This window comes from Streptomyces sp. NPDC015661, from assembly GCF_043077765.1.
Classification (GTDB): domain Bacteria; phylum Actinomycetota; class Actinomycetes; order Streptomycetales; family Streptomycetaceae; genus Streptomyces.
Map to the genome: position 1 here is coordinate 275,874 of NZ_JBIBST010000007.1, position 25,070 is coordinate 300,943.

Sequence of the window (25,070 nt, forward strand, 5' to 3'; positions counted from 1 at the left end):
CGGGTTCACGTGAGGTCTCCTCGGGGGTCAACTGCGGGCGTACCGGAAGCGCACGGGAAGGGCGAACCACACGGTGCCGATGCGCAGGAAGAGTCCGCGGTCGGCCAGGGAGCGCACGGCGGCGAGGTCGTCCGGGCTCAGCTCCGGCTCGGCGACGCAGGAGAGGGCGGGCTCACTGAGGGCCCTGACCTCCTGCGGAGAGTCGATGAGGAAGCGGCGTACGGTGTTCCCTTCCCGGCGGTCCTCGACCTGGAGGTATCCCGGCCCGTGCCGCAGCGTCAGCCGGGGGCCGTGCGGCACCGGCCAGAGCAGCGTCCGGTCCGCTCCCCGCGGCGGGTCGAGGTGGTGAAGCTGTGCCGTCGGGATGCCCTGCAGGGTGCCCTGCCAGATGGTGCGGAGGCCGACGGCCGCGGCGTCCCGCAGCGCGCACAGGTGCCGGGCGGCGGTCTCGGGGGCGTCGGCGGTGAGGGTCACCGGCTCGGTGAGGCGGAAGCCCCGAACGCCGGACCGCGCCAGGGTGACCAGTTCGTCGCGGGAGTACCGTGCGGCGGGGTGCCGGGGGACGAACAGGCCCCGGCGTGCGGGCCTCTCGGCGGTCGGCTGCGCCGTGCGGACGGCGCTGCCCGTGGCGGGGGCGGTCATGCGTACTCCAGACCCGTCGCGAGCGCGACGTGGTTGTCCTCGTCCCGGAAGACCAGGCCGGCCTCGTACCAGTCGTCGAGCAGCTCGCGCACCGCCGCGTCGCCGGGGTGTACGCCGGCGTCCCTGAGGCGGTCGCCGAGCGCCTTGAAGGAGCGGCCCTTCAGGAGCGCCCTGTAGGCCACCACCTGCCAGGTCTCCGTCAACGTGTACTCGCGCGGGCGTTCGCGGCGCCGCTCGTCCACGATGCGGAGGGTCGCCCCCTCCTCCATGGCGACCAGGCGGGCTCCGGCGTGGGCCTGCTTCCACGCGTCGATGCCTTTGACGAGGCGCGACGCCAGGTCGGGGGCTATGCCGGCGGGCGCGCTGTCGAAGACGTACACCAGCTCGTCGAGCTCCTCCTGCGGCAGCCGGTAGACGGTGCTCAGGAGTCGGGAGGGCCCGTGGTTCTCCATGCCCAGTTCGGGGTCGTCGAAGTAGGGGCTGAAGCGGGTGAGCATGATCGGCATGATGCGTTCCGGCGGGAAGAGGTGGACGAGGTGGTCGAGCTGCTCGACGAGCGGCTCGTAGTCCTCCGCGCGCTCGCCGGGGAAGCCGTAGAGCAGGTTCCAGCCCGGCCAGATGGCCAGGGTCCGGCAGTCCCGCAGCAGCCGGATGTTCTGCCAGGCGGTGACGCCCTTGCGCATCAGCTGCAGGACGCGCGAGCTGAGGTTCTCGATGCCGGGCTGGATCTGGGTCACGCCGGCGTCGGCCAGACCGCGCAGCTGGGTGTACGTGAGGTTCGACTTGACCTCGAAGAACATCCGCAGATCCCAGCCGAGCTCCCCCAGGGGCGGCATGAGCGACTTGAGGTAGGCCATGTCGAGGATGTTGTCGGCGAAGACGATGTCGAGGACGCGGTGCCGTTCCACCGCGTCCTTGATCTCCGCGAGCACCCGGTCGGCGGGCTTAGACCGGTGGGTCATGAGGGAGCCGTTGAGGCCGCAGAAGGTGCAGTGGTGCTTCTCGCCCCACCAGCAGCCCCGCCCTCCCTCCACCTGGACCTTCGGGTGCAGGTCGGCGGAGACCTCGGCCGCCGCCAGGGCGTCGAAGTACGCGCTGAAGTCGGGCGAGGGGACCTTGACCATCGGGACCATCGTGTGGCCGAGCGCGGTGGCCACCGACTCCCCCTCGGACGTACGCCAGCAGAGTCCCTTGATCTTGGCGAGTTCGGTACGGCGGGCGGCCTCGTCCCGCTCTGCCTGGTCCGCCGCGAGCGACCGGAGCAGCCGTGGCAGAACCAGCTCGGCCTCACCCCGCACGACGTAGTCGAGGAAGGGGAAGTTCCGGTGCAGCGCCGCACCCTGCACGCCGTCGCAGTTGGCGCCTCCGAGGACGGTGACCACGCGCGCGTTCAGCCGTTTGATCTCGCGGGCCAGCGCCAGCGACGGGATGTTCTGGTCGAAGGTGGAGGTCAGCCCGACGACGTCGTAGCCGCCGTCCACCACCGTGCGCGCAAGCTCGCGCACGAACCGGGGCGCGAGCCGGTACATCTCGGACGCCAGGGTGAGGTCGACACCCTGCCTGGTCATCGCGCGGTGGAATGCGGTCTCCTCGGCGACATCGGGGCCGTACAACGCCGAGGAGAACACCCACTCCCCCAGGGCGAGGTTGTCCCCGCGGGCGATGTCGTCGTACTCCTGGGCGCCGATGCGGCCCTCGCTCTCCTCGTGGACGTAGTCGGCCCAGGGGAGGTTGGCGTAGTGGACGTCCACCGCCGCCACGTCGTCCGAGTCGCCGGCGACCGGCGCCAGCGTGCTCAGCGCGAGGGACGGCATGTCGAGCGAGGCCCACGGCATGCACACGAACAGCACCCGGAGTCCGGTCCTCGGGAGGACCGCCGTGCCCCTGGTCATGGTGTCCGCACTCTCCATCAGTACTCCCGGTGGATCTGCAGGTTCGCGGTGTACCGGCCCGGTTCGGAGCCGGTGTACGGCTCCACCCAGTGCCGGCAGCCGTCACGGATCGGGATCATGGTGAAGCTGTTGAACTCCGGCTCGGTGACGTGGTCCCGGCCGTCGGCCTCACGGAACCAGAGGCGGCCTCCGGCGGATGCGGTGTAGCGGTTGTCCAGATAGAAGTTGGCGGCGAGCGCCCGCCCCGGGATCAGGTCGTGGTGCGGTGTGATGTGGTCCCCGGTGCCGTAACGGGTGAACTCGAACGAGGTGCGCGGCTCCAGCGAGTCGCCGACGACGCCCGCCACCCAGGAGAGGAAGTGGGGTCCGGTGACGACGAACGCCAGGAACTGCCGGAGCACCGTGCGGTGCTCCTCCGGCACGTCCGGCGACTCCACGGCGGCCAGCATGGGCCGTATCAGGTAGTGGCGGGCCGCCTTGTCGGGGTGCCCGTCCCACTCCTCCTCGGGCACCTCCCGGGTGCGGACGTCCCCCTCGTACACCGACGCGTAGCGCACCCAGTAGGGCAGCGCGTGGAGGGCGTCCCCCAGTGCCGTGGCGAAGTCGTCGCGCAGGAAACCGGGGAGCGTACGGGGCCCGCCCGTGCCCTGCTTGTGCCAGGTGTGCAGTTCGGCGCGGACCTCCGGCTCCAGGTACTCCGGATTGACAAAGCGACGTACGATGCGCAGCGATGACTCGCTCATTGCGCCGACCTTCATCCGTCTCTCCTTAGGCGTTTCGCACGGGCGGGGCCACGGAAACCGTGGCGGGGCCCCGGGTTCGGCGGCAGGGCCGGGCCCAGTGGGGGCTCGGGTTCAGCGGCGGGCCACGAAGAACACCCGTTCGTCCCGCCCGACATCCGTCAGCGGCGTCCCCAGGTCCTCGATCCGGGCGCGGTGGACATGGGAGAAGCCCTCCTCGCGCAGCACCGCCTCGACCTCCTCGGGCGTGAAGGCGTAGCGCGTCGCGTTGAGGTCGAACCGCTCGTACAGGCCGTCCTTGCGGCGGAGGAACCCCGTGGCGCGGGAGTGGGACCGCGACTGTTCCGGAAGGAACACACCGCGGCTCACCACCACGTGGTCGTCCAGGACGGTGGCTCCCACCTGGTTGGCGTCGGCGAGACCGGCGGGCGTCAGCAGGTCGAAGACGAAGTGCCCGCCGGGCGCGAGGGCGCCCGCGACCGTCCGCACGCAGTCCCGGAACTCCGCAGGCCCGGGCAGGTGGTTGAGGGCGTCGACCGTGGAGACCACCAGACCCGCGCATCCGGCCGGCAGGGCCACCCGGGAGACGTCCGCCTCGATCAGGTCGTAGCGGTCGTGGTCCACGTCCTTGAGGTTCTTGCGCGCCATCTCCAGCATGTCGGCCGAGAGGTCGACGCCGATCCCGGTGTACCCCTCGGTCACGAAGTGGCGCAGGAGGTGCCCGTTGCCGCAGCACAGGTCGATGACGGTCCTGGGACCGTCCGGCGTCCCGTGCGCCTCGTGGAAGGCCCGGATGCGGGGCGCCCAGTCGCGCGCACGTCCCGAATAGACCATGTCGTAGAGCCGGGCGGCCGGCCCGTCGTAGCCACTCGTCAGCATGTCGCTCCCTCGCTGCTCATCGACTTCCACCGTCTTCCCGCACCGGCACCGGGACCCCGCCTTCGTCCGCCGCTTCCGCCGTCTCGTGGCCCTCGATGTCCTTGAGCCCGCGCACATCGCTGAAGAACGGCCAGAGGGCCGAGGTCATCAGGCCGACCGAGGCGAGTACGAGGGTGCGCGGGATGCCGAAGGAGCTCGCCGCCAGGGCGCCGCCCACGAGTGCCCCGAAGGGCTCCACGCCCGAGGCCACGAAGCGCGTCGCCGAGGTGACCCGGCCGAGGAAGCGGTCCGGTACGAGGGCCTGCTTGATGGTCTCGCTGAGGATCAGGTTGATCACCACGGCGAACGACCAGACGAACGCGGAGACTCCGACGAAGAACGCGGCCATGGGCTTGTTCACGGCGACCGCGGCCGGGATGAGCAGTCCGGTGACGCCCGGCAGGACGAAGACCGTGACGAGCGTCGTCCCCATGCCGAACTTCTTTCCGGCACGTGGGGCCAGGGCCGCCCCGAGGAGACCGGAGGCCCCACCGATCATGGTCAGGGCGCCGAAGAGCATCGAGCTGAACCCGAGCACCTTGATCGTGTAGAGCGTGTACAGCGTGAAGAACATTGCCGTGAAGAAGTTGAAGTGGGCGGCGCCGATGATGATCGGCCGCTGGATCCGGTCGCGGGCGAGGAGGCGGAGACCGCTCATGACGGCATGGAGGTGCGGTTCCGGCTTCTCCCCGGCCTCCCGCTCGGGAGCCGCCTTCGGCATCCTGATCAGGTTGACGCTGCTGACGAGATAGCTCGCGCTGTCGATCAGCAGGGTCACCGGCGCGCCGAGGACCTGCACCAGGACGCCGGCGAGTCCGGGGCCCGCGACGTGGCCGACCGAGACGGTGCCCTGCATCCACGAGTTGGCCCGGGCGAGGTTGTGCTTCCCGACCAGGCGGGGGGTGTAGCTCGCCATCGCGCTGTCGAAGACGAGCGTCAGTGCCGCCACGGTGAAGGCGACCGCCGCCATCGCGTAGAGCGTCAGCATGTCCAGGAAGTAGAGGCCCGGGATCAGGAGCAGGACGAGTGATCGCGCCATGTTGGCGACGAGCATCACCGCCCGGCGTTCGTACCGGTCCGACAACGCTCCGGCGGACAGCCCGAAGATCAGCGCGGCGGCGGAGCCCACCGCGCTGAGCAGCCCCATTTCCCAGGCGCTGGCGTCCAGCGTGATCACGGCCACCAGCGGCAGCGCGAACGCGGTCACCTGCGCACCCGCGAGGGAGACGGATTCCGCCGTCCACAAACGGAAGAACCCGGTCTCCCTCAGCGAGACGTTCTCAGCCACGTGCTCGTACCCTTCACTTTCCTCATGCCGGCGACGGTGCTTCTCACCGGCCGGTCCGACCGCCGACCGTTCCGTCGGCGCATTCACAGGGCAGCCCCTCCAGGAAGCCCACGGGCGTCCCGTCCAGTGCCAGTCGGCCCCGCCGGTTCTCCGACGGGCACCGGCCCGTCGCCAGGTACTCAAGGGCGTCGTGCGCGAGGAGTGCGGAGATGACCGTGTTCGAGGGACCGAAGGAGTACGGGGTGGGGGCCAGGTCGGCGTCCTCCAACGCGGCCTGCCCGGCGGGCAGACGGGCGCGACGGCCCCGCTCGAAACACGACCAGCAATGACCCCGGTCCGGAATGAGCAGCGGCCCCCAGTACCCGCTCTCCAAGCCGACGGCTGCCATGTGGACGGGCACACCGTACTCCCGCGCCCAGAGCCAGGCGATGCCGACGATGGTGCGGGGGGTGTCGGCCGCCACCACGAGCAGGTCGAGGTCCGCGGGCAGGACCGTCAGGTCCGCGGCCTCCTCGACCCGGCGGTGGAGGCCCGTCACGTCGATCCGGGGGTTCAGCCGGCGCAGGGCGGCGGCAGCGGCCTCGACCTTCGGGGTGCCCACGTCCCCGAGCCCGAACAGGAATTGGCGGTTGAGGTTGTGCAGGGCCACCGTGTCGAAGTCCACCAGCCACAGCCGTCGGACGCCGGCACCGACCAGGTGCTGCGCGACGACGGTGCCCACTCCGCCGACGCCGAGCACGGCCACGCGGGCCGCCTCGATGCGGGACTGCATGAGCGGCGCGTCCGGCCCGAAGACCGTCAGGTATCCCTGCTGGCGTTCGGTCGCGGAGGGTTCCTCCGTGCGGTGCGGCGGGTGCTCGGTCAGCCACCCCAGCGACTTCAGCTCCCCTGCCAGGCCGGCCAGTCGGGCGCCGTGGAGGTCGCGTTCGTCGAGTCCGGCCCGGAGCCGTTCGGCCAGCTTCCCGAGGCGGGCGGCAGGTCCCCTGACATGCAGGGCTCGCGCCCCCTGGACGAACCGGAGGCCGTCGGAAGCGGGCACGGCGACGACGCTCTCCACCAGGCGGAGGCGGCGCCCCGGCGTGGCGGGGTACTCGTCCGTCGGGCTAGCCACGGGAACCCCCTCCGGCCGCTGCCGGGCCGGAGACGACCAGCATGCGGGAGGCCGCCAGATTGCGGATCAGGGCGCTGGAGCGTTCCTCGCCGAGACGGTCCGACAGATCCCCGCGCGTGAACCAGGAGCCGTCGAGATAGGGCTCCAGGGCGCGCGAGAACGCCACCGGCACGGTCACCCGCTCGCGCGTACCCATGTGTGTGCAGACCAGCTTGTCGCCGGTGTCGAGCACGTCGAGCTTCTCCTGGGCGATGCGTACGAGGGTGTCGCGCTCGATGCCCCGCGAGTCCGGAGCGTCCGAGGAGCTGCGGGCGTTGACGCGGTGGGCGTACTCGCGGTACCGGCGGTGGACCTCGCTGCGCTGCTCCGGGGTCATCGCCGGGTCGACGTTGTCGAAGTGGTTGAGCGCGTACTGGGACTGGCCGGCTGCCTGGCCGCCCCCTGCCGCCAGCAGCCCGAAGTCCTGGGGGTTCCTGCCGACGTTCGACGAGCGGGTCGCCTCGAACGGGAAGACCGAGATGCCGTCGACGCAGTCGGTCAGTCCCTCCATGTCCACGAGTGTGGACATGGCTTCCTCGTACGTCGTGGACGGCAGGTCGGGGATGAGGTTGACCTGCAGTCGCATCCCCGCGTCCCGCGCGTCCCGGAGGAACCGGATGTTCTCCTCCCGGTCGGCGGACTTGTGTACGAGCTTCAGCACCCGGGTGACCATGGTCTCCATGCCGATCACCAGGAACTCGCAGCCCGCCTCCTTCATGAGGAAGAGGAGGTCGCGGTCGAAACGCCGGTCCACCATGGCGAAGGAGTTCCAGGTGATCTTGATTCCGCGTTCGATGAGCAGAGTGCTCATGCGCCGCGCGAAGGCGGGCGGGATCGACTCGGTCACGAAGTTGAAGCGTTCGATCCCGAACTCGGCGACGAGGTGCTCCACCTCGTCGACGAAGTTCCCCGGGTGACGCCCCCGGAACGGCGGACTCCCGTCGTACAGCTCCACGAAGTCGCAGTAGTCGCACTTCCCCCAGTAGCAGCCACGCGCCTGCGTGATGCTCATGGTCGGATTCGCGAGCCGGCCCAGCGCGCTCCTGGAGTACTTCGGCGGCGGCAGCGTGTTGAGGTTCGGCCCGACGCCCGGCGGCACCTGTATCAGCCGGCCGCGGCTCAGGCAGGTGACCCCCGGGACCGTCCCGGGGCTCCACGCACCGGCGCGCAGGCCTTCGGCGAGGGAGAGCAGCGGCTGTTCGCCGTCGAAGCGCACGACGCAGTCGACGGCGGAGTGGGAGCGGAGCAGCCTCTCCAGGTCGCCGTCGTCCATGAGGCTCAGGGCAGGGCCGCCGAGCACACATCGGAGGCGGGGCCGCACGGACTTGAGATGGGCGGCGAGGACGAGGGCGGGGAAGAGCTGCGGGCCCATGGGGACGGAGATGCCGACCATGAGGGTCTCGTCGCCGATTCCGTCGGCGACACCCGCCCACTCGTAGAAGTCCCGGTAGGCCCGGCCGAGGCCGTTGCCGACCCGGAGCGGGCCGAGGACGGTCTCGTCGGGGTCCAGCGAGTACGGCTGCGCGAGGATCTCGAGCAGGTACCCGTACTCCGAGCCGGCGCCGAAGTGGTGCCGCCCGTCGGCGTCGATGAGCCGGTCGCGGTAGCGCGTGCACAGCCGTGCCGCTGCCGCGCTCAGCGAGTCGGCCGGCACGCCCGGAACCACGCCCGCGCCGAGGTCGGCGAGCACGGGCGGGCTGAGCAGGTACTCGGCGAAGAGCTCGTTCAGATCGACCTGGTGGGTCGTGATCCCCTTGTCGGCGAGGTATCCGGCGAGCACGGCGGGGGCCGGGTACAGGCTGCCGAAGCTCGTCTCCACCAGCGGCGGGAACAGCAGGGCCACATCGGCGGGGTGAGTGTGGTGCGCTGCGAGGTCCATGTCAGACGACCCGGTGCTGGCCGACGCTCACGGTGAACCGCCCCATGTCCGGCTCCTGGTACGGCTCGACCCGGTGGTAGGAGTCCGGAAGGATCGGGATGAGCGCGAAGGTGTTGAACAGCGGGTCGACGAAGAACTCCCGGCCGTCCTCGTTGCGGTACGCGAGGCGCCCGCCCGATCCGGTCCGGTACGTCTCGTCGAGGTAGAAGTTCACCGCGAGGATGCGGCCGGGCAGCAGGTCCTGGTGCTCCTCGATGTGGTCCCCGGTCCGGTAGGCCGCCAGTTCCAGACTGGATCGCGTGGGGTCGAGGCGTACGCCGATGCCCTCCTGGATCCAGGTCTGGAGGGCTCCGGACATGACGGCGAACGAGAGGAAGGTGCGGAGCGCCTTCCGGTGTTCCGGCCGGAGGCGTCCGTCGACCAGGCAGTCGGGCAGCGACCGGGCGACGAAGTGTCCGGCGGTGGGCGGGTCGTCCTTCTGGCGCTGCACCGCGCTGTACCGCTCCCAGACGGGTAGTTCGCGCATCGTCTCGCCCATGGCCCGGGCCAGGTCCTCCCTCAGGAAGTCCCGGTAGACCTTCGGCTCCGTCGGCCGGGTCCGGAACCAGTCACCCAGTTCCGTCAGGGCGTCCGAGGTGAGGTGTTCCGGATTGACCGAGGTGATCGCCTGGGCGGGAAGCCGGTCGAAGCTTCTCGTCCCGCCGGGGTGCGACACATCCCGTTGCATACCTTTTCCCCTCACTCCGAGCCCTCGCCGTCATTCCGCACAGTTCGTCGACATTCGATCGAAGTCGAAGAATCCCGCCCCCGAGATCTCCAATTCCCTGACCTTCTCCGAATACACGCAGTTGACCCTCACCTGAACCAGCGGAATCCTGGGCATCAGGTCGAGCCACCGCTCGCCGGCCCGGTCCCATTCCGTCCCGGCGGCAGCCGGATCCAGGCAGGCGCGTGCCCGATCGAGGAGCCGGTCGAGAACGGGGTCGCACAGCCCGGTACGAGCTCCGGCCACACCGCGCGAGTGCCAGGGCGTGAGCAGGGCGGCGATATGCGGGAAATCTGCTGTCGTCAAGGTGTAGAGCATGTCGTAATTGCCGCTGACGACGGTCCGCACGTACGCGGGGAATGCTACGGGTCGGATCGCGACCTCGATCCCCAGCGCTTCCCCCAGTTGGTCCCGGATCCCGGCCACGATTTCCCCGTTGGGCGGGAAATCCGCGTAGGTGATCACCCGGTCGCCCTTCACGGCCTCGCGGAGGAGGGAGAGCTCCCGGTCGTCCGGACGGCCTTCCTCCGCCGTGCTTCCGCCCCGGACGGGCGACGCGCACCGCCACAGGTCCACCCGCTGCGACCACGGCTTGAGCAGCCCCGGGACCCGTCCGACCAGGCGGCCCCGGTCCAGGAGGCGGCTCAACGCCCGCCGGGCGTCGGGGGACTGCGAGAACCGGGTCGCGAGCGTGCCGAATTCGAGACTGCCGAACATCGACACGTCACGACCCACCAGGCGCGGATGGTCCGCGAACCGGTCGAGCTGTTCCTGGCCGAACCCGGTCGTGGGCGTGATGTCCACAGCCCCGTTCCCGTAGGCGTCCAGAGCGTCGCCATGGCTTCCCGGCCGGGTGAAGACGAGCTGTCCCGGTGCCGGGCCGGTCCCGGTGTCGTCGGCGAAGTCATGACGGGCGAGGCGGATCTCGTGCGCCCCGCCGTCGACCTCCTCGTAGCTCCCGAGGCTCACCTTCCTCCCGTCGACCGCCACACGGAACGGTGCGAACTGGGGAAGGGTGAGCACCTCCCGGGCGAAGGAGGTGGGCTGCGCGAAGCGGTAGTCGAGGGTGGCTCCGTCGACGGCCCGGACGGCTCCGGCGTCCCGGTCGAGGAGTCGGGCGGCCATGGAGCCGGGGCGAGCGAGGATGCGGGCCACCGCCGCCTCCGCGTGGGCTGCGCGAAGCGGCTCGCCGTCCGACCATCGCCTGCGCTCGTCGAGACGGACCCGCCAGGTCCTGCCGTCGTCCAGGGTCCACGCCTTCCCGGCGGCGCCGGGGGCCGGTTCCGCCGGTTCCCCGGATTCCGAGAAAAGGGTGCGTACGAGCGCCCCGCCAACGAGTCGGGAGTCGTAATCGATCGGCCAGTGATAGTCGCCGGCCAGCGGCATGGAATCCAGGGCAACATTCAGGCGGGAGAGCACGGACACCTCGTTCTTCACACCGGGGCCGCCCCGGGCGGAATGGAGTTCCGCCCGGGGCAATTCACTGGACTAACAGCGGTGAACCATCGCGAGGTAGTCGCTCAGGGTCTCGCGGTCGAATTCGAGCTCGTCCGCCTCGTCCACGGTTCCTTCTACTTCCTGGGACAGATCCACGGATTGCTCCACAGCATCCTCCTTCGGTATGGGAATTCCAGAGCGGGCGCCACCTTAGGCAGACGTCATCAGGCGCCGAAAGACAGCACCATGTGACGATGGTCACACACCCCTTGAATTTCGGACGAGTGTCTGGGGAGGGAGTGGAGGAAATCGGACGCCACAGATAGCAGGACATTCCTCGCCGTGGACGGAATTCCGTCGACATCCGGCGACCGGGAGAAAAACCCTTGAGGCTACGCTCACAGAACTCGGCGGACCACACCCCGCACACGACTGGCCCGAATCAGGCGCATGTACGGCCGAAGTGCGCGGTGCAGGCCGGTGCGGGGGCCGGTCGAAGCGACCGCCGAGCCGGAAGACCCCACCTTCGAGCCCGCCGGCCCTGTCGGGCCACGCTCGTCGACAGGCGGCCGAAAACCGCTGTCGCGGGGCCCGCCCGTATTGACCGCCGGTACAGGACACGCCACCTCGGGCCACGATGTGGCCGTAACAGGGCGTTCGGGGCGTCCCCGTGGTGGCCGCCGGGGCTGAGCAGGCGACGTACAGGCAGCGGCGTCTTTGCTGACGCCGTCCGCGAAGCCGATGCGGAGCGCGCGTTCGCTTCCGGTGGAGCCGTCGGGCCGTACGACGGGCTGGTCGACGATGACGGCGTACTGCGTCCCGTACGGGCTGCTGGTGGTGGCGGCCTTGCGCGCCCACAGCGTCGCCTCGTCGAGGGGCTCAGGCGAGGTCGGGCCCGCCCCGGCCGGCGGGATGGGGGGCAGGTCCCGAGGCCATTCAAGGCTCGCCGGCCGAGGCAGCCCTGATCGGCGGCAGTCCACCGCCCCGGCGACGACGGCCGCACCCCCGAGGGTCGGCGCCCGTCGCCCAGGCGTTCGGCCACGCCGTCGACGACTCGACTTCCGCGAGTCCGAACCGATCGCAGTCGTCCAGGGCGGGCTTGATCCGACGGATCCCCACGGCGGGCGGCCGCACGCTGTCGGGATCCGACGGATCCCCACGGTGGGCGGCCGCACGCTGTCGCTCCGCAGGTCCGCAGGGCACGGACCGGCCGGGGAGAAAGACGTTCCGCGTGGACCCGGTCAGCCCGTCGGCACCCGGGTCGGCTCACCCACCACGAGGACGAAGCCAAGATCCTCCCCAGCGGATGTCACACCTCGCCCGCCAGGTCGAGATCGTCGCTGCGCGTCTCCTCGGCCGCCGCGACCCCGACGCTCCGGGGCCGGCGCCACGGCCGTGGGATCGGAAGGGACACCGCCTGCCACCACGACTCCCCCGGCAGCTTCCCCGCGGGTTCGAAGGGCTCGCCGGGGTGCGGGAAGGCCACCGCCTGGCCCGCCTCCTCGGCCGCGTCCCGCGTCCACTCCCCCGGTTCCGCCCAGGCGTGCGGAGCCAGGCTGAACGTGCCCCAGTGGATCGGCAGCAGTACGCCGCCCGGAGCGCCTCCCTGGAGGTCGAGGTGGGTCTGGACCCCCTCGGCGGGCGTCATGTGGATGTCGGTCCAGAACTCCGAGTACGCACCGATCTGGATCATGGTGACGTCGAAGGGGCCATGGGCGGCGCCGATGTCCTTGAAGCCGGAGAAGTAACCGGTGTCGCCGCTGTGGAAGATCCGGTGGGCCGGTCCCCGCACGACCCAGGACGCCCAGAGCGTGTGCTGCTTGTTGCGCAGGCCCCGCCCGCAGAAGTGCCGGGCCGGGGTGGCCGTGAGCCGCAGGTCGCCGATCTCGGTGGACTCGTTCCAGTCCAGCTCGCGCAGCCGGGACGCGGGCACGCCCCAGTGCTCCAGGTGCGCGCCGACGCCGAGCGGCACCGCGAAGACCGTGTCCGTGCCGGCCAGCGCCTTGATCGTCGGCAGGTCGAGGTGGTCGTAGTGGTCGTGCGAGATCACGACCACGTCGACCGGGCCGAGCTCGGCCAGCGGCACGGGCACCGGGTGGAGCCGCTTGGGGCCCGCGAAGGGGAACGGGGAGCAGCGGTCGCCCCAGACCGGGTCGAAGAGGACCCGGTGGCCGTCGATCTCCGCGAGGACCCCGGAGTGCCCCATCCAGGTCACGCGCAGACCGGTGGCCGGCGGCCGGGCCAGGTCGGCCAGGGTGGTCGGGTGGACGGGGATCGCGCCGGTGGGGGCTCGGCGCGCGCGTCCCTCCTTCTCGAAGTAGACCTTGGCGAACTCGATGCTCGACCCGGAGGGGCCGCGGCGCGCCGGTTCGGGGTTCTGGAAGATCCCGTCCGCGAAGTTCGGCGAGCGGCGGATCCGGGCGAGGCGCTCGCCCGTGGGTTCCGCGCCGAAGGACTCGGGGCGCAGTGCGCGCAGCCGGGCCCGTGGCGAACGGTCGGAGCCGGTACCGGTCACAGGACCTCCTGATCTCTGGGGGTCGTTCCATTATGGGCGGCCCGGGACGAAGTCGGCCGGGCGGTCGGTCATACTGAATCGCTGTTCAGTACGCCCACCCTTCCGGCCCTTGTCCCGCAGGAGATCCGCGATGCCTCCTTCCCCCCTTCTGTCCGTCTCCTGGACCGACCACGTGACCGGGCGCCGGGGCCATCTGGTGGTCGACCGACTGGTACGCGGGGTGGCCAGCGGCGGCCTGCGGATGCGGGAGGGGTGCACCGCGGAGGAGGTCGCCGGGCTCGCCCGGGGCATGACCATGAAGGAGGCCCTGCACTACGACCCCTCCGCCCGGTACGTGCCGCTGGGCGGCGCCAAGGGCGGCATCGACTGCGACCCCTGCTCCCCCGAGGCGTACGGCGTGCTGGTGCGCTATCTGTGCGCGATGCGGCCGTACGTCGAGCGGTTCTGGACCACCGGGGAGGACCTGGGCCTCACCCAGGACCTGGTGGACCGCGCCGTGGCCGAGGCCGGGCTCGTCTCCTCGGTGCAGGCCGTGTACCCGCTCCTGGAGGACGAGGCGGAGGCCCGGAAGCGGCTCGCCGACGCGTTCGCGATCGAGGTGGACGGCATCGGGCTCGACGAGCTGGTCGGCGGCCTCGGGGTGGCCGAGTCCGTGCTCGTCGCGCTCGACCGGGCCGGGCGGGAGTACGCGGGGACCCGGGTGTCCGTGCAGGGGCTCGGCACGATGGGCGGGGCGACCGCCCGCTTCCTGGCCGGGGCCGGCCTGCGGGTGGTGGCCGTCGCCGACGTACGGGGCACGATCGTGAACCCCGACGGCCTCGACGTCGAGGCGCTGCTCGCCGCCCGGGACGGCCACGGGGCCGTCGACCGTGCGGCACTGCGGCCCGGCGACCGCGAGGAGCCCGGGGACGCCTGGCTCTCCGCCGACGCCGAGGTCCTGGTCCCGGCGGCCGTCTCGTACGCGATCGACGCCGCGAACCAGGGCCGGATCACCGCCCGCTGGATCGCCGAGGCGGCCAACATGCCGGTCCTGCCCGAGGCCGAGGAGGCGCTCGCCGCGCGCGGCGTGACCGTCCTGCCGGACGTGGTCGTCAACTCGTGCACCAATGCCTGGTGGTGGTGGACGCTCTTCGGTGACATCGAGGCCGATGCCGACCAGGCCTTCGCGCGGGTACGGGAGGCGATGCGGGTCCTCGTCGGCGGGATGCTCGACCGGGCGGAGGCGGACGGCGTCAGCCCGCGCGCCGCGGCGCACGCGCTGGTGGAGGAGCGGCTGCCGGTCATCGCCGAACGCTACGGCTGGTACTGACACCACCACGCGCCGCGACCGAAGGTGATCATGCTCTTGTCATGTGCTGTGTAGGCTGCACGGCGTGGCGAGAGTGCGGTTGAGCGTGGCCGAGCGGCGGGACGAACTGCTGCGGGCCGCCGTCGAGCAGATCGAGGAGCGCGGCGTCGCGGCCGTCCGGATCTCCGACGTGGCCGCCGCGCTCGGGGTGAGCAACGCGCTCGTCCTCTACCACTTCTCCTCGAAGGAACAACTGGTCGCCGCGGCCTTCGCGCACGCCGCCGAGGCCGACCTCGCCCAGCTGCGGCAGTTGCTCGGACGCCGCTCGACAGCGGTGCGGCGGCTGCGGGCCGCGGTCCGCTGGTACGCCCCCACGGGCCAGGCCAAGGGCTGGCGGCTGTGGATCGAGGGCTGGGCGGTCTCGCTGCGCGACCCGGAGCTGCGCCGGGTCGCCGCCTCCCTCGACCGGGAGTGGAAGGCGGCGCTGACCCGGGTGATCGAGGAGGGGGCGGCCGCCGGGGAGTTCCGCTGCGCGGATCCGGTCGCTGCGGCCTGGCGGCTCACCGCCTTCCTCGACGGCCTCGCCGTACAGACGACGGCCTACGCCGGCTCCCTCTCCCGCACCGCGATGCTCCGCTGGGCGGACGAGGCCCTGGCCCGAGAACTCGATCTTCCGTCCGACGCCCCGATGACGGCGAGCGGGGCGGCAGGGGCCGACGAGAACCCGGTGACCAAAGACGGTGGCGACCCGGTGGCCGAAGCCGGGACGGCCGATGGCGACCCCGCAGCCGAGGCCGGGACGGTCGACGACGGTGGCGACCACGCAGCCGAGGCCGGGAAGGACGGCGACCGTGGCGACCACGCAGCCGAGGCCGGGAAGGACGGCGACCGTGGCGACCCGGTGGCCCGGGGCGGGGCCGTGGCCGGCGGGTCGTCCGGTCAGATCAGTTCGTAGACCGCGGAGACCGTGACCTGCTCCTCGATCTCGCCCGGCGCCAGCGGCACGGTCGGTTCGTCCGCCGGGACGGCCGGGGCCGCGCCCGGGCCCGGGCGGACCGACTCGCCCTCGCTCAGGGAGACCAGCCGGCCGAGCCGGTGGCCGCTCAGCCGGGCGTGCTGCGAGGCCTTGTCGTACGCGTCCCGGTAGGCGGCCTCACGGGCCTTCGCCCGCAGCGCCGAGGGGTCGGCGACGTCGAAGACGACACCGTTGACCCGGCCCGCGTTCCCGGTGGCCTCGTTGACGGCGCCGATGACCTGGCCGGTCCGGTCGAGGTCACGGACCTTCACCGAGAAGGACTGCCCGGCCTGATAGCCGCTCACCTTGCTGTCCCCGGCGGTGTTCTGGGTGTAGACCGGGGCCAGCGAGAGGTTGTCGGTGCGGATGTCCCGGTCGGCGATCCCCTGCTTGTGCAGGACGTCGAGGAGCGCCTCGGCCGCGGTGGTCTGCGCCGCCATCGCCTCCTTCGCCGTCGGGCGCGTGGCCTCGACCCCGACGGACAGGAGCGCCAGGTCGGGCGCGGCGGACGCGCGGCCGTTGCCCGTGACGGTGACCGTGGCCGTGGTCGTGGCCGGGTCGGGGGCGGCGGTGCGGAGGGCGGCCCGCCCGGGCGCGGCGGCCAGGGCGGGGGCCGCGGGGCCGGCGAGGAGGCCGCCGAGCACGGCGGTGGCGGCGAGCAGACGGGCGGTGCGGGCGGCGCTTGGCCGGCGGATCGTCACAGGCGGTCCCTTCGGAGGGTGGGTGCCGGGGCTCCGGCGGGCACATCCCAGCACCCGGCGCCGCCGCCTCCCGCGCGCCACTCCTGACCGGCGGCCGCCTTCACCTCTCCGCACCAACCGCGCCGGCGCTGACCATCCGTCCGGACACCACCCGGCGAGGAGCGTTGTCGGTGGCGCTTGGTAGAACTCTTTCCGTCAGCCGACCCACCCCGACCGTTGTCTGGAGCACCGTCATGACCGTTGGCACCTACCTGCAGGAATTCCACGGCCTGCCCGTGTTCGACTTCCCGGGCGCCGATGCGCAGGTCGAGCTGCCGGCGACGGACGCGGTCGCCTGGCGGATCTCCGCCCCGACGTACTCCGATCCCGGGGACGAGCTGTGGGGGCCGCAGTTCGAGCGGTTCCTGAAGACGGTCGACACGGGCCGGGTGCGCGCGCTGGTCGTCGGCGGCTGGGACGAGGCCTACGAGAACTCGTCCGCCGACATCGTCACCGCGCTGATCGGCGCCAACAACCGGCTGACCGGGCTTGAGGCGGTCTTCCTCGGCGACATGACGAGCGAGGACTGCGAGATCTCGTGGATCATCCAGTCCGACGTGACGCCGCTCCTCGCCGCCTACCCGGCCCTGGCGGAGTTCGGGGTGCGCGGTGGCTCGGAGCTGGCCTTCCCGTCGATCCGGCACACGGGTCTGCGGACCCTGGTCGTCCAGACCGGCGGCCTCCGTGCCGCGGTGGTGCGCGGCATCGTCGGCAGCGACCTGCCCGCCCTGGAGAAGCTGGAACTCTGGCTCGGCACCGACGAGTACGGCGGTGACAGCACCACCGACGACCTGGCGCCGCTGCTCGCCGGCACGGCGTTTCCCGCCCTGCGCGACCTGGGCCTGTGCGACAGCGTGATCCAGGACGCCGTGGCCTCCGCCGTCGCGGGCGCGCCCGTCGTCGCCCGGATCGAGCGGCTCGACCTCTCCATGGGCGTGCTCACCGACGAGGGTGCGGCGGCTCTCCTCGACGGGCAGCCGCTGACCCATCTCACCCATCTCGACCTCTCCCACCACTATCTGTCGGAGGCCATGTGCGAGCGCGTGCGCGCGGCGCTCGTCCCGCACGGTGTGACCGTCGTCCTCGACGACGCGCAGGTGGCGGAGGACGACGGCGACGGGGACGTCTGGCGCTACGTCGCGGTCGCCGAATGACCTCGGGCCCGCGCCTCGTGGCCGTCGGCGACGCGCCGGACCCCGGACGACCGCGCCTCCTGGCCGTCGGCGATCCGCCGGACCCCGGACGACCGCGCCTCCTGGCCGTCGGCGATCCGCCGGACCCCGGACGACCGCGCCCCGTGGCCGTCGGCGATGCGCCTGGCCGCCGACGATCGCTCCTCGCAGCGGTAGGCGACGCGCCGGACCCCGGACCCGTCGGCGATGCGCCGGACCCCGGACGACCGCGCCTCGTCGTCGTCGGCGATCCCGCCGGCCGCCGCGTCGCGTTCTTCCAGGACGCGCTGCGGGCCGCCGGGCTGCCCGTGGCGCGGGCGGTGTCCTGGCCCGACGTGCTCCGGGGCCGGGCGCGGTTCGCCGCGGGCGAGACCGTGCGGCTGGACTCCCCCGGCGAGGATCCGGAGGCCGACCGGCTGTTGCGCGGGGTCGACGATCCCGCCCGTGTCGAGGGCACCGGCCGCTGGTACGGGCGGTTCGTCGCGGCCGTGGCGGACCTCGGCCGCTCCGTCGCCGAGGCGGGCGCCGTCCTCGTCGACGACCCCGCCGAGCTCGCGGTCCTGTTCGACAAGCGGCTGGGTCACGGCCGGCTGAGGGCGGCCGGGGTCCCGGTGCCCGCGTCGCCGACCTCGGGAGCCGACGCCCCCGCGGTGCGCGGCTGGACGGACGTCAGGGCGCTGACCGCCGGGAGCGGTATGCGCCGGGTGTTCGTGAAGCTCGCGCACGGCTCCTCCGCCTCGGGGGTGCTCGCGCTGGAGACGACCGGCGCGGGCCGGGTCCAGGCCACCACCTCGGTGGAGCGCGGTGCCGACGGCCGGCTCTTCAACTCCCTGCGCGTACGGCGCTACACGAGCGAGCGCGAGGTCGCCGCGATCGTGGACGCCCTCGCCCCCGACGGCCTGCACGTCGAGCGCTGGCTGCCGAAGGCCACGCAGGACGGCCGGGCCGCCGATCTACGGGTGGTGGTGATCGACGGGCGCGCCACCCACGCCGTGCTCCGCACCAGCCGTTCCCCCATGACCAATCTGCACCTGGGCGGCGCCCGGGGCGATCTGGCCGCCGCTCGGGCGGCGATCGCCGCGGCCGGGGGCCGCTGGGCGGACGCCCTCGGGGTGTGCGAGCGGGCCGCCGCCGCCTTCCCCGGCACCCGGTGCGTGGGCGTGGACCTGCTGCCCGCGAGCGGCTGGCGCCGGTTCGCGGTGGGCGAGGTGAACGCCTTCGGCGATCTGCTGCCGGGGCTGACGGGCCTGCCCGGCAGCGGCGCCGAGGGGCTCGACACGTACGCGGCGCAGGTCGCGGCGCGGTTCCCGCACCTCTACGACATCAGCACCACAGGAACGAGCACCACGTGAACCAGCCCGACATGAACGCGATCGTCGGCAGCCACGATCTGCTCCTCGTCACCCTCGACACGTTGCGGTACGACGTGGCCGTCGAGCTGGCGGCTGAGGGACGCATCCCGAACCTGGCCGGGCATCTGCCCGGGGGCGGCTGGGAGCGCCGGCACGCGCCCGGGAGTTTCACCTACGCCTCCCACCAGGCGATCTTCGCCGGATTCCTGCCGACCCCCGCGTCGCAGGGGCCTCACCCCCGGTTGTTCGCGGCCCGTTTCGCGGGCAGCGAGTCGACCGCCGACGGCACCTGGGTCCACGACACCCCCGACTTCGTCTCCGCCCTCGCGCGCGAGGGGTACCGGACGGTGTGCGTCGGCGGGGTGGGCTTCTTCAACAAGCAGGCACCGCTGGGCGCGGTGCTGCCCGGCCTCTTCCAGGAGAGCCACTGGGAGCCGTCCTTCGGCGTCGCCTCCCCGACCTCGTTCGAGTCCCAGGTGGCGTGCGCCGAGGAGGTGGTCGCCGGACTCCCGCGCGAGGAGCGGCTCTTCCTCTTCCTCAACGTGTCCGCGCTGCACCAGCCCAACTGGTTCCATCTGCCGGGCGCGACCCGGGAGGCCGGTGACTCCCGGGAGACGCACGCGGCGGCCCTGGAGTACGTCGACCGGCACATCGGGCGGCTGTTCGCCGCGATGAGCAGCCGCCGGCCGTGTTTCGCGATCGTCTGTTCCGACCACGGCACGGCCTACGGGGAGGACGGTCTCACCGGGCACCGGCTCGGCCACGAGGTCGTGTGGACCGTGCCGTACGCGCAGTTCGTCCTGGCCGGTCCGGCAGGCGGGGAAGCGGCATGAGCGACACTCCTCGCCCGTACCGGAGCTACGTCTACGCCTACCCGCACAAGACGGCGTACCGGTCGCTCCCCGAGCGCCCGGAGCTGGCCGCGCTCTGGGCCGGGGAGCCCAAGGACGCGCTCTCCCTCTACGCGCACATACCGTTCTGCGAGGTCCGCTGCGGCTTCTGCAACCTCTTCACCCGGATCGGCGCCCCGGACGAGCTGACCACCCGTTACCTGGACGCCCTCGACCGCCAGGCCACCGCCGTCCGCGAGGCCCTCGGGGACGCGTCCCCGGTGCGGTTCGCCACGGCGGCGTTCGGCGGCGGCACCCCCACCTTCCTGACCGCCGCGGAGCTGTCGCGCCTGTGCGACATCGCCGAGAAGCGGACGGGCGTGGATCTGCGGGCGGTGCCCCTCTCCGTGGAGACCTCGCCGGCGACGGCGACCGCCGACCGGCTCGCGCTGCTCGCGGACCGGGGTGCGACCCGGCTCAGCATCGGCGTGCAGAGCTTCGTGGAGGCCGAGGCGAGGGCCGCCGTCCGGCCCCAGCGCCGCGCGGACGTGGAGGCGGCGCTCGGCCGGATCCGGGACACGGGGGTTCCGGTCCTCAACATCGACCTGATCTACGGCATCGACGAGCAGACGGAGCGGTCCTGGCGGGTCTCGCTCGACGCCGCGCTCGCCTGGCGGCCCGAGGAGCTGTACCTCTATCCGCTGTACGTGCGCCCGCTGACCGGTCTCGGCCGGCTCCAGGACCCGGCGGCCGCCGACCGGGAGTGGGACGAGCGGCGGCTGCGCCTCTACCGGTACGGCCGGGACCATCTCCTGGCACAGGGCTACCAGCAGGTGTCGATGCGGATGTTCCGCCGTGCGGACGCCGGTCCGGCGGGGCCGGACGACTACGCCTGCCAGACGGACGGCATGATCGGCCTGGGCTGCGGGGCCCGCTCGTACACCTCGGCCCTGCACTACTCCTTCGACTACGCCGTCGACATGCGGGAGATCCGTTCGATCATCGACGCGTACACGGAGACCGAGGACTTCTCACGCGCGGGGCACGGGTACGGGATGAGCGCGGGCGAGGCCCGTCGCCGTCATCTCCTCCAGTCGCTGCTCCAGGCCGGGGGCATGCCGGTCGCCGGGTACGAGGAGCGGTTCGGGTCCTCGCCGTTCGCGGACTTCGGCCCGGAGCTCACCCGGTTCGAGGAGTACGGATGGCTGGACGCGGACGCTCCGGCGGGGCTGCTGCGGCTGTCGCCCGAGGGGCTCGCGCACTCGGACGGGCTCGGCCCCGAGCTGTTCTCGCCCACCGTCGCGGCCGCGATGGCCGCGTACGAGGCGAAGTAGGCGGCGGCCGTGGATCTCACCCTTCTCTACCGGGGCCCGCTCTCCTCCTGCGACTTCGACTGCCCGTACTGCCCCTTCGCCAAGCGCCGGGACAGCCGGGAGCAGCTGCGCGCGGACCGGGCGGCGCTCGAACGGTTCACCGGCTGGGCCGCGGCGCAGACCGGGGACCGGCTGCGGATCCTCTTCACCCCGTGGGGCGAGGGCCTGGTCCGCTCCTGGTACCGGCGGGCGCTGGTCGAGCTGTCGCGGCTGCCGCACGTGGAGCGGGTGGCGATCCAGACCAATCTGAGCTGCCGGACGGAGTGGCTGGCCGAGGCCGACCCGGAGAGCGTGGCGCTCTGGTGCACGTACCACCCGGGGCAGACGGCGCCCGGGCGGTTCCTCGCGAAGTGCCGGGAGCTCGCGGACCGGGGGGTTCGGTACAGCGTCGGTGTGGTCGGTCTTCCGGAGCACCGGGAGGACGCCCGCCGGCTGCGGGACGCGCTGCCGCCGCACGTCTACCTCTGGGTGAACGCGGCCGAGGGGCACACGTACACCGACGCGGAGGCCGAGGGGTGGACGGAGCTCGACCCGCTGTTCCCGTACAGCCGGCGTCCGCACCGCTCGGCGGGGCTCCCCTGCCGCACCGGTGAGTCGGTGATCTCGGTGGACGGCGAGGGGACGGTGCGGCGCTGCCACTTCGTCAGGGCCGAGCTGGGGAACCTGTACGACGGCTCGTACCGTGCCGCACTGCGTCCCCGCGCCTGCCCCCTCGCCGTCTGCGACTGCCACATCGGCTACGTCCACCTGGAGACGCTGCCGCTGTACGACGTGTTCGCCGGCGGGGTCCTGGAGCGGATCCCCGCCGCCGTACCGCCCGCTAGAGGGGCATGAGGTCGGGGCGCTTGGCCTCGACGTGGTCGCCGGAGCTCTCGCCGCGCAGCCGGCGCCCGATCCACGGCACCAGGTACTCCCTGGCCCAGTGGATGTCGTCGCGGCGCACTTCGAGCGTGCCGCGCGGCGGGACCGGCGGCCAGGGCTGGTCCGGGTCGGCGGGCACCGGCATGCCGAGGACCTGGGCGGCGCGCAGGGCGACGCGGGTGTGTCCCTCGGGCGAGAGGTGCAGCCGGTCGTCGTCCCAGGCGCGCCGGTCCTGGACGGACTTGAGCGACCAGAGGTCGAGGACCGGGCAGTCGTAGCGGTCCGCGATGGCCCGGACGTGTCCGTTGTAGGTGGCGATCTTGCCGCGCAGGTGCTTGAGCAGGGTCACGTCGCGGGTGTCGAAGCCGGTGGTCACCATGACGGTGCCGACGGCGGAGGTCAGGTCGGCGACGGCGCGCTCGAAGCGCTCGGCCACGTCGTCCGGGTCCGTCCCGGGGCGGATGATGTCGTTGCCGCCCGCGCAGAAGGTCACCAGGTCGGGGGCGAGTTCCTTCGCACGGGGTACCTGTTCCGCCACGATCTGGTCGAGGAGGCGCCCGCGTACGGCCAGGTTGGCGTAGCGGAAGTCGTCGTGCTCCGGCAGCTGGTCGGCGAGCAGGACCGCGAAGCGGTCCGCCCAGCCGACGTACGTCCCGTCGGGCCCGGGGTCTCCGACGCCCTCGGTGAAGCTGTCACCGATCGCCGCGTACGACCCGAATGCGTTCTTGTCTGTTGATGTCGAATCGTCTGCCACGGAAACACATCCTTCCCTTTCGGATGTGACCTACGCGACCGTAAGGAAGGGTTGACGGAGGGTGACATATGCCACCGATAAAGATTCCGCCAAGCCGGAATACGCCGGAAGCCCGGCACCTGCGTGCCGGGCCTCGGGAGGGCGACGTGGCGTCAGATGTTCACGCCGTGCTGGCGCAGGGCGGCCAGCGGGTCGATGTCGGAGCCGTACTCCGGCCCGGTGCGCATCTCGAAGTGCAGGTGCGGGCCGGTGACGTTGCCGGTCGCGCCGGAGAGGCCGATCTGCTGGCCGCCGGTGACCGTCTGGCCGGCGGAGACGGAGATCGAGGAGAGGTGGGCGTACTGCGAGAAGGTGCCGTCGGCGTGCTGGATGACGACCTGGTTGCCGTACGCGCCGCCGTCGCCGGCGGAGTAGACGGTGCCGGGGCCGACCGCGACGACGGTGGTGCCGGTGGAGGCGATGAAGTCGACACCGGTGTGGTAGCCGGAGGACCACATGGAGCCCGCGGCGCGGTACGGGGTGCCGATGCCGCCGCTGACGGGGGCGACCCAGCCGGAGGAGGAGGTCGTGCCGGCCGACGAGGAGGACGACGAAGAGGAGGAGGTGGTCGCGGCGGCCGGGGCCGAGGAGCGCTCGCTGCTGCGGGAGGCGCGCGGGGCGTCGCCGTTCTTGCCGGAGCTCTGCGTGCTCTTGTGCGCCTTCGGCGCGGTGGCCTTGGCGGTGCTCTTGGCGCCGAGGGTGAGCTTCATGCCGGGCAGGATCAGCGAGGGGTTCTCGCCGATGACCTGGCGGTTGTCCTTGTACAGCTTCTGCCAGCCGCCCGCGAGGTGGTGCTCGGCGGCGATCTTCGACAGGTAGTCGCCCCGGACGACGGAGTACGTCTTCGGCGCGGCCTTCGCGGTGGCGGGCGCGGCCTCGACGGCGGCCTTCACCTGGGCGACGGCGGGAGCGGCGGCCGGGGCGGCCTGCTCGGCGGCGTGGGCGCCGGTGGCTCCGAGGAGCGGGAGGGCGACGACGGCGCCGCCGGTGCCGGCGGCGGCGATGCCACGGGTCAGGCGGTTGACCTTGGGGCGGCGGTGCTTACCCTTCGCGGGCATGGCGAATTCCTCTCCGTCGCCTGCGAGGTGAGCTGTCGGGTTCGGACTGGAGATGTCCGGCCGCGTTCTCACGCGGCTTCACCCCGAGCCGTCCTTCTTCGAGGGATCGGCGTACTTACCTGGGTCCCCCGCTCCTGCCTCGTACGGGTGAGTGCGGATTCCGGGCGGTGGCAGGATTCGGCGGTCCGACCGGAGTGAGCGCGACGCTAGACGAGTGGGGTCGGCGTGAACAAGCCACGCTTTTCAAGTGCTCGCGGATCGCGTGATATCCGGCCGGAATTCCGGTCACCCTCCGTGGATGACGGTCCCTCGATCTCCTTTTCCCGGGGGGTATTTGGAAAAGACGATCAGGCACGGTCCGTCACGTTTATGACGCTGCTCACGCGCCGATCCCCATCTCCCCTGCAAACGGGGCGGGTTATACCGAACAGCTCAATACGGACAGATCACCCATTCCCGTCCGAGGGGGTGCGTGTTCCGGCCCCCACCCGAGATGATTGCCCCAGGAACCGATCGACAGAACAGGAGCAGCCGTGACGCAGCAGCTGCCGCAGGTCCCGCCCGCCGAAGCCGACGAGCCCGAACTGACGGAGGTCCGCAACTTCCGGGACGTGGGCGGCCTGCCGACGGCGGACGGGCGCGCCGTCCGCTCCGGGCGCCTCTTCCGCAGCGGCCACCTCGCCCACGCGACGGAGGACGACGCCGCCTTCCTCGCCTCGCTGGGCCTGCACACCGTCTTCGACTTCCGCAACGAGGCGGACCGGAGGATCGAGGGCGCGGACGTCGAGCTGCCCGGCGTGCGGAACGTGAACATACCGCTCAACGACCCGGCCGACGGCAAGGAGTTCTGGAAGCTGGTGCGCGACGGCGAGATCGCGCAGCTGCGGGAGATCCTCGGCGACGGCAAGGCGGCCGCCCGAATGTCCCATTCGTACCGCAAGAACGTGCTGGAGCGGACCGAGGAGCACAGCCGTCTCCTCCACTCCATGGCGGAGGAGAGCGTCCCGGCCCTGCTGCACTGCGCGGCCGGCAAGGACCGGGCAGGGGTCGCCATCGCGATCACCCTGCTCGCGGTCGGGGTCGAGCGGGAGGCGATCGAGGCGGACTACGTGAAGTCGAACGCCCCGCACCGCCGCTACAAGGTGCGCCGCAGCTCCACCTCCCCGGACGCGATGTCTCCCGAGGTGATGGAGCTGCTCAGCCCGCTCTTCGACGCGCGGGTGGAGTATCTGCGGGCCGCGTTCGACACGATCGAGACGACCTGGGGCTCGGTGGACGGCTACCTCACCGAGGGCCTGAAGCTGGCCCCGCAGACCCGCGAGCGGCTGCGGGAGCGCCTCCTCACCGAGGCGTAGCCCCGG

Annotated in this window: 20 protein-coding genes, 1 pseudogene and 1 riboswitch; of the genes and pseudogenes, 8 read left to right on the forward strand and 13 right to left on the reverse strand. The window is 72.0% G+C overall.

Annotated features, from left to right (window positions below; genetic code table 11):
* Nucleotides 1-27: 27 nt before the first annotated feature.
* The 10 genes from ACF07V_RS20660 to ACF07V_RS20705 all read right to left on the reverse strand — a co-directional run bounded on the left by ACF07V_RS20660 (nucleotide 28) and on the right by ACF07V_RS20705 (nucleotide 13,227).
* The gene (locus ACF07V_RS20660) at nucleotides 28-642 is read right to left on the reverse strand and encodes a DUF5825 family protein (RefSeq protein WP_392156034.1); all 615 of its coding nucleotides are present in this window, start codon (nucleotides 640-642) and stop codon (nucleotides 28-30) included.
* A complete protein-coding gene (locus ACF07V_RS20665) occupies nucleotides 639-2,552 on the reverse strand; it encodes a RiPP maturation radical SAM C-methyltransferase (RefSeq protein WP_392156035.1) in 1,914 nt (637 codons plus the stop codon). Before ACF07V_RS20665 ends, ACF07V_RS20660 begins: the two co-directional genes overlap by 4 nt.
* Nucleotides 2,552-3,292 (reverse strand): 2OG-Fe(II) oxygenase, encoded by a 741-nt coding sequence (locus ACF07V_RS20670; RefSeq protein WP_392156037.1) that lies wholly within the window; start codon nucleotides 3,290-3,292, stop codon nucleotides 2,552-2,554. Before ACF07V_RS20670 ends, ACF07V_RS20665 begins: the two co-directional genes overlap by 1 nt.
* 96 nt (nucleotides 3,293-3,388) lie before the next feature.
* Nucleotides 3,389-4,153, reverse strand: a complete 765-nt coding sequence (locus ACF07V_RS20675; protein WP_392156039.1) for a class I SAM-dependent methyltransferase — start codon at nucleotides 4,151-4,153, stop codon at nucleotides 3,389-3,391.
* A 16-nt stretch (nucleotides 4,154-4,169) separates the two neighbouring features.
* A complete protein-coding gene (locus ACF07V_RS20680) occupies nucleotides 4,170-5,480 on the reverse strand; it encodes an MFS transporter (RefSeq protein ID WP_392156040.1) in 1,311 nt (436 codons plus the stop codon).
* Nucleotides 5,481-5,523: 43 nt separating this feature from the next.
* Nucleotides 5,524-6,591 carry a HesA/MoeB/ThiF family protein gene (locus ACF07V_RS20685; RefSeq protein ID WP_392156042.1) on the reverse strand — a complete coding sequence of 356 codons (1,068 nt, stop codon included), beginning with the start codon at nucleotides 6,589-6,591 and terminating at the stop codon, nucleotides 5,524-5,526.
* Entirely contained in the window at nucleotides 6,584-8,509 is a 1,926-nt protein-coding gene (locus ACF07V_RS20690; RefSeq protein WP_392156044.1) for a B12-binding domain-containing radical SAM protein, read from the reverse strand. Before ACF07V_RS20690 ends, ACF07V_RS20685 begins: the two co-directional genes overlap by 8 nt.
* 1 nt (nucleotide 8,510) lies before the next feature.
* Complete coding sequence (locus ACF07V_RS20695) at nucleotides 8,511-9,236, reverse strand: 2OG-Fe(II) oxygenase family protein (RefSeq protein WP_392156045.1); 726 nt, start codon at nucleotides 9,234-9,236, stop codon at nucleotides 8,511-8,513.
* A 30-nt stretch (nucleotides 9,237-9,266) separates the two neighbouring features.
* The gene (locus tag ACF07V_RS20700; protein WP_392156047.1) at nucleotides 9,267-10,712 is read right to left on the reverse strand and encodes an ABC transporter substrate-binding protein; all 1,446 of its coding nucleotides are present in this window, start codon (nucleotides 10,710-10,712) and stop codon (nucleotides 9,267-9,269) included.
* A 1,309-nt stretch (nucleotides 10,713-12,021) separates the two neighbouring features.
* Entirely contained in the window at nucleotides 12,022-13,227 is a 1,206-nt protein-coding gene (locus tag ACF07V_RS20705) for an MBL fold metallo-hydrolase (protein WP_392156048.1), read from the reverse strand.
* Between the two features lie 130 nt (nucleotides 13,228-13,357).
* Here ACF07V_RS20705 and ACF07V_RS20710 point away from each other — a divergent pair, with 130 nt between their 5' ends.
* On the forward strand, nucleotides 13,358-14,536 hold the full coding sequence (locus tag ACF07V_RS20710) for a Glu/Leu/Phe/Val dehydrogenase dimerization domain-containing protein (RefSeq protein ID WP_392156049.1): 1,179 nt from the start codon (nucleotides 13,358-13,360) through the stop codon (nucleotides 14,534-14,536).
* A 64-nt stretch (nucleotides 14,537-14,600) separates the two neighbouring features.
* Nucleotides 14,601-15,192 (forward strand): annotated as a pseudogene (locus tag ACF07V_RS20715) (TetR/AcrR family transcriptional regulator); the annotation flags it as partial.
* Nucleotides 15,193-15,454: 262 nt separating this feature from the next.
* Here ACF07V_RS20715 and ACF07V_RS20720 read toward each other — a convergent pair.
* A complete protein-coding gene (locus tag ACF07V_RS20720) occupies nucleotides 15,455-16,231 on the reverse strand; it encodes an SIMPL domain-containing protein (RefSeq protein WP_392156050.1) in 777 nt (258 codons plus the stop codon).
* Nucleotides 16,232-16,464: 233 nt separating this feature from the next.
* Between ACF07V_RS20720 and ACF07V_RS20725 the strand changes: the two genes are divergently transcribed.
* From ACF07V_RS20725 to ACF07V_RS20745, 5 genes are read left to right on the forward strand one after another with little or no spacing between them, the layout of a single operon-like run.
* Nucleotides 16,465-17,424, forward strand: a complete 960-nt coding sequence (locus ACF07V_RS20725) for an STM4015 family protein (RefSeq protein WP_392156052.1) — start codon at nucleotides 16,465-16,467, stop codon at nucleotides 17,422-17,424.
* Nucleotides 17,421-18,794 carry an STM4014 family protein gene (locus tag ACF07V_RS20730; protein WP_392156054.1) on the forward strand — a complete coding sequence of 458 codons (1,374 nt, stop codon included), beginning with the start codon at nucleotides 17,421-17,423 and terminating at the stop codon, nucleotides 18,792-18,794. Before ACF07V_RS20725 ends, ACF07V_RS20730 begins: the two co-directional genes overlap by 4 nt.
* An 11-nt stretch (nucleotides 18,795-18,805) precedes the next feature.
* Nucleotides 18,806-19,627: an STM4013/SEN3800 family hydrolase gene (locus ACF07V_RS20735; RefSeq protein ID WP_392156417.1), complete on the forward strand. Its 822-nt coding sequence runs from the start codon at nucleotides 18,806-18,808 to the stop codon at nucleotides 19,625-19,627.
* Nucleotides 19,624-20,958 carry an STM4012 family radical SAM protein gene (locus ACF07V_RS20740; protein WP_392156055.1) on the forward strand — a complete coding sequence of 445 codons (1,335 nt, stop codon included), beginning with the start codon at nucleotides 19,624-19,626 and terminating at the stop codon, nucleotides 20,956-20,958. The genes ACF07V_RS20735 and ACF07V_RS20740 overlap by 4 nt, the downstream gene beginning before the upstream one ends.
* Before the next feature lie 9 nt (nucleotides 20,959-20,967).
* A complete protein-coding gene (locus tag ACF07V_RS20745) occupies nucleotides 20,968-21,831 on the forward strand; it encodes an STM4011 family radical SAM protein (protein WP_392156056.1) in 864 nt (287 codons plus the stop codon).
* Here ACF07V_RS20745 and ACF07V_RS20750 read toward each other — a convergent pair.
* On the reverse strand, nucleotides 21,818-22,612 hold the full coding sequence (locus ACF07V_RS20750) for an SGNH/GDSL hydrolase family protein (protein WP_392156058.1): 795 nt from the start codon (nucleotides 22,610-22,612) through the stop codon (nucleotides 21,818-21,820). The genes ACF07V_RS20745 and ACF07V_RS20750 overlap by 14 nt on opposite strands.
* Before the next feature lie 152 nt (nucleotides 22,613-22,764).
* Nucleotides 22,765-23,709: a peptidoglycan DD-metalloendopeptidase family protein gene (locus tag ACF07V_RS20755; protein ID WP_392156060.1), complete on the reverse strand. Its 945-nt coding sequence runs from the start codon at nucleotides 23,707-23,709 to the stop codon at nucleotides 22,765-22,767.
* A 4-nt stretch (nucleotides 23,710-23,713) separates the two neighbouring features.
* A riboswitch (cyclic di-AMP (ydaO/yuaA leader) is annotated at nucleotides 23,714-23,886 on the reverse strand.
* A 356-nt stretch (nucleotides 23,887-24,242) separates the two neighbouring features.
* On the opposite strand from ACF07V_RS20755, the gene ACF07V_RS20760 reads away from it, so the two are divergent.
* Nucleotides 24,243-25,064: a tyrosine-protein phosphatase gene (locus ACF07V_RS20760; RefSeq protein ID WP_392156061.1), complete on the forward strand. Its 822-nt coding sequence runs from the start codon at nucleotides 24,243-24,245 to the stop codon at nucleotides 25,062-25,064.
* The last annotated feature ends 6 nt before the right edge of the window (nucleotides 25,065-25,070 follow it).